General features: G+C 40.0%; 5 protein-coding genes. 2 read left to right on the top strand and 3 right to left on the bottom strand.

The features are described 5' to 3' along the window. Both QUA45_RS28385 and QUA45_RS28380 read right to left on the bottom strand, forming a co-directional pair. A partial coding sequence (locus QUA45_RS28385) for a glycine--tRNA ligase subunit alpha (RefSeq protein ID WP_333223242.1) occupies positions 1-111 on the bottom strand: 111 nt, incomplete at its 3' end. 308 nt (positions 112-419) lie between these two features. Continuing rightward, positions 420-1,940 (bottom strand): hypothetical protein, encoded by a 1,521-nt coding sequence (locus QUA45_RS28380; RefSeq protein ID WP_333223239.1) that lies wholly within the window; start codon positions 1,938-1,940, stop codon positions 420-422. 100 nt (positions 1,941-2,040) lie between these two features. Between QUA45_RS28380 and QUA45_RS28375 the strand changes: the two genes are divergently transcribed. Continuing rightward, positions 2,041-2,406 (top strand): response regulator, encoded by a 366-nt coding sequence (locus QUA45_RS28375; RefSeq protein WP_333223240.1) that lies wholly within the window; start codon positions 2,041-2,043, stop codon positions 2,404-2,406. A gap of 51 nt (positions 2,407-2,457) precedes the next feature. Here the strand turns inward: QUA45_RS28375 and QUA45_RS28370 are convergent, their stop codons facing one another. After that, positions 2,458-2,727, bottom strand: a complete 270-nt coding sequence (locus QUA45_RS28370) for an XRE family transcriptional regulator (protein WP_333223238.1) — start codon at positions 2,725-2,727, stop codon at positions 2,458-2,460. Between the two features lie 56 nt (positions 2,728-2,783). Here QUA45_RS28370 and QUA45_RS28365 point away from each other — a divergent pair. After that, positions 2,784-3,024: DUF2887 domain-containing protein (locus QUA45_RS28365; protein ID WP_333223236.1), on the top strand; the 241-nt coding region annotated here is incomplete at its 3' end.

Genomic DNA, 3,024 nt, shown 5'->3' with positions numbered 1-3,024 from the left:
GTGGGGATTCATGGTTCCTGCACCTTTTTCTGTGTCGTAGGATTGGGCGATCAGGCATCCTCGATCGCTCCAGAATTTGTTTAAGGTGGCAATGACTGATTGAAAGTTCACTGGTTTAAATATGGCTAGTATGTGTCTAAACTTATTTAAGCATACTCAAGGCACGGTTTATTGAAATAAACCCTGCCGAAATTAGATAAGAGATGCTCAACGTATCGCTGGATATTTAAGTTCTTTTTTCAGGTATATTGTATCGATCGAGTTATTGCGATCGATAATACCAATGTTTTCTAGATCGATACTCGCATTGCGATCGGGCGCGTTGAGTCACTAACCGACGCAAAGTGGCTGATACATAACTCATGCTGCTGTCTGTAAGTGTTTGTAAGCATGAGCTTTGGCTAAGCGCACCCAATGTTCTAGGAGCAAGTATCGATCGAGTTCGACTCTGTGTTATCCTCAGAGGCAATAAAAGGAAAAGACCTGCAAATCAATCCGTGTTTACTTCGTCCCAATGGATCATCTATCTCAATTTTTATATACTCCTTATAATTACCCTCATACCCCAGAATTGCAAGAAATACCCGCACAACTAGGTTTGACAACTTTCCAAGTTCAAGAGCTATATCCACTCCACCAAATCCTTCATGAACGATATCGTCTCTTATGTCTATGAACTCTAAATTTGAAAATAAGTCTTTATATGGCACACTATAAGTCTTAAACATTTCCTTGAGGCTATTTCGTAAATCTCCTATCTGATTGTATGAACCACTAGCAAAAGACTTTTCAACTTTAATCTGAAAAATATTATATTTTTTAAGATCATCTTGGTTATTAATATTTTGCGGGAAATCCGATACAACCTTTAAAATCTGGTCTCGGATTTGTCGGTAAATATTCCTAGGAAGAAGCTTCTTACTAGCATTGCTAGAATGTTTTTGGTTTAAGGATTCTAAAACCGTACATAAAAGTAAGAACTTCACGTCATCCATAGGGCTAACAAATGTATCAATGTACCAGCTTAATCCTAAACCTACACCTTGCTCCCTGAAGGTTTCCCCTGTCAATTTTTTAGCACACTGCTGCATGAATAGCTCTAAATTAGGTGATTCTATAACAGCTATTCCACTGGCTTCACTAGGTATTTTTCGCCCTGACCAGTATTCATTTTTTATCTGAAAATGCTCATACCTCACACCCTTGATGCTATATATTTTATCAACGCAATGCCCCGATGCAAGTGAAAGAAGAGATCTGAGCCAAGCACAATAAGTTTCATAGGAATCTTGTTCATTTTCACGAATATTTCTGAGTGTCATCTCTGCGCTTAAGATACCACTTTTATTGGTGCTTTCTCTAGTTGAAACGGACTCAATACACATTTCAGCTTCAAGGTTTCCAATTTGAGCTTTGAAATTGTCTATTACTTCTATATTTGCCAGACCATACGCAATTTCTTCGGTTCCTCCCTCTTCTAAGGAATCTAAATTGTAATCAATGTCCAAGTCCCTAAGTCTAACTTGAGATTTACCCTGTTGCTCCATATTTTTAGAGTTGTCAACCCCAAATGTGACTGGAAAGTTGGCATCAGCAATAATCGCCTTTATTTTCCATCCCTCAACTGTTTTGCCTTCAATCTCGTAATCACCATCATATGGTTGTTGAACCATCTCTATCTCTGTTTCAAGTCGATCTAGTTTCCTGAATTGCATAATATCTGCTGGCTTTATTGTCTCACCTTTTAACTGAGAAATAGGGACAGATTCATCAGATATTTTGTCATTAATGTGTTGATTTACTTGGGAGTTAATTTCACACAAAATATTGCCGTTTACATAGCAATATATATTAGCGTCATTGATTTCTATCGGCTGAGTATCTTCTTCGTGAAACTTCTTAAATAACCCTGAAAAAGTAAACTGCTTTTTAAGTTCCATACTGGGGTCTCTAGAGAGTAAATAATCCTGTTTAAATTATGAGGTTGATTCAGCAGATTGTCTGCTTGAATAACACACAGCCTAACAATTCAAATGCAGCATAGCACAAATTAAGAAAAAACGCTTCGATTTAGTGCTCCTGGATGCAATCATGCCATATCTAGATGGATATGAGGTGACGGCACAAGTGCGTCAGAATCAGAAGTTATCTTTTATGCCTATTGTGCTGATGACAGATTGCGATAGTCCTAGCTTAGTTTATAGGCTAGATTGTGGCGCAGATGATTTTATTTGCAAGCCAATTAAACGGAAATATCTGCTGGCGAAGATTCGGGCGTTGTTGCGGTTGAAGTCTGCGATTGATGAACGCGATCGCCCTAGCCGCGCACGCTTGCGCGATCGCATTTACGAAGGTGCGGATACAATCACGAACGACATTACCATCCGCTTTCATCAACCCCTATAGCGAGATCGTAATTTCAGCAGATTGATTTCCCCCATTACGAGGGCGAAGATGTCAGGTAATTTCCGTATCGAGTCGCTTGAGAAAAAGCAGTAGTTTGCCCTCGCCCAAGCGTTGAAACTCTCCGTTCATTAAATGAGATACTTCTGGCTGTGGAATGCCAAGAAGTTGACTAATTTCGTGCTGTTTCAAGTTGCGTTGTTTCAGGATACGGATTACTTGAATCCCTATTTTGCCTCGCATAAAAAGTTCATCTGCATCCTTCAGACGGAGGTCAGCGAATACGTTGCCACTGCTTTCTTCAAAAATCGGTTCTTGTGTCATGGTTGTTCCTCTCTTGGCATGGTATAGTACCCATCTTCGATTCGCATCGACAACTCATGAAAACAGACACCATTTTCTACAGCCTGTTTCAAGAATTTCCCAGGTTCTTCTTTGAACTAATCGATCGCCCTCCAGACGAAGCCACCGCCTATGAATTCACCTCCCGCGAAATCAAACAACTCGCATTCCGCATCGACGGGTTATTTCTCCCCAAAACCGCAGAACCTGAAAAACCATTTTACTTAGCTGAAGTTCAGTTTCAACCCGATGCCGACTTGTACTACCGCATCTTTGGCG

The organism is Microcoleus sp. Pol12A5, assembly GCF_036701435.1.
In the GTDB taxonomy this organism is placed as follows: Bacteria; Cyanobacteriota; Cyanobacteriia; order Cyanobacteriales; family Microcoleaceae; genus Microcoleus.
The sequence above is the reverse complement of the archived record's forward strand: the minus strand, read 5'-3'. Positions and strand labels throughout refer to the sequence as shown.

Coding starts and splice junctions, on each gene's coding strand:
- QUA45_RS28370 (WP_333223238.1), bottom strand. CDS start 2,727: ATGACACAAGAACCGATTTTTGAAGAAAGCAGTGGCAACGTATTCGCT.
- QUA45_RS28380 (WP_333223239.1), bottom strand. CDS start 1,940: ATGGAACTTAAAAAGCAGTTTACTTTTTCAGGGTTATTTAAGAAGTTT.